The organism is Alcaligenes sp. EGD-AK7 (assembly GCF_000465875.3).
GTDB lineage: Bacteria > Pseudomonadota > Gammaproteobacteria > Burkholderiales > Burkholderiaceae_B > Alcaligenes > Alcaligenes phenolicus.
Map to the genome: position 1 here is coordinate 1 of NZ_AVOG02000028.1, position 773 is coordinate 773.

Below are 773 nucleotides of genomic sequence, written 5' to 3' on the forward strand. Positions count from 1 at the left end.
GTCCACTTGCGAAAGGCCTTGTAGAACGAGCTGACATCGGCAAACCCCAGTCGCTCGGCAATCTCGCCATAGCTGACGCTGGCGTCGGCCAGCCACTCGGTGGCCATTTCCTGACGCAGGCCGTCCTTGATGGCCTGGTAAGGCTGCCCCGCTTCTGCCAGACGGCGACGCAGCGTCGAGGCCGACATGCACAGTGCCTGCGCCAGTGTCTCGCTGTCCGGCCAGCGCTCGGCGGGGAGGCTTCGCAGGTGCTGCTTGATGCGACTGGCCAGGCTGGAATGGTCCCGGTAGCGCACCAGAATGTTGGCCGGCGCCTCGGCAAGGAAACTGCGCAGTTCCGCCTCGCTGCGACGGATCGGCAGATCGAGCACCTCGGCAGCGAAGATGATGCGCGTCGAAGGACGCGCGAAGCGCAGGTTATCGGAGAACATGACCCGGTAGTCGTCGGTGTACTCCGGCTCGGCGCAGCGCAACTCCACCGCCAGCAAGGGAATGCGCCGCCCCACGAGCCAACAGGCCAGCCCGTGCAGCAGCATCCAGTAGGTGAAGTAGCAGAACGCCCGGGCCGGCTCGGCGTTGCGCTCGCGCAACACCACTTCGGCAAGACTCTGGCTACGGATCAGCTTGCCGCGCAGGTTTTCCAGACCCAGGCCGAGAAATTCCAGCGCATGCACCAGAGCCTTCTCCAGCGTCGGCTGCTGCATGCAACTGCGGCTGAGAAAGACGAAGCTGCCCGAGCGCAGGCGTCGCGGGTCCATGCCGAAGAATTCGTC

The 773-nt window shown here is 65.1% G+C and carries 1 protein-coding gene; it reads right to left on the reverse strand.

Annotation, left to right across the window (positions count from 1 at the left end):
• Positions 1 to 773 (reverse strand): AraC family transcriptional regulator (locus N879_RS12975; RefSeq protein ID WP_022983387.1); only part of this gene is annotated, 773 nt, incomplete at both ends.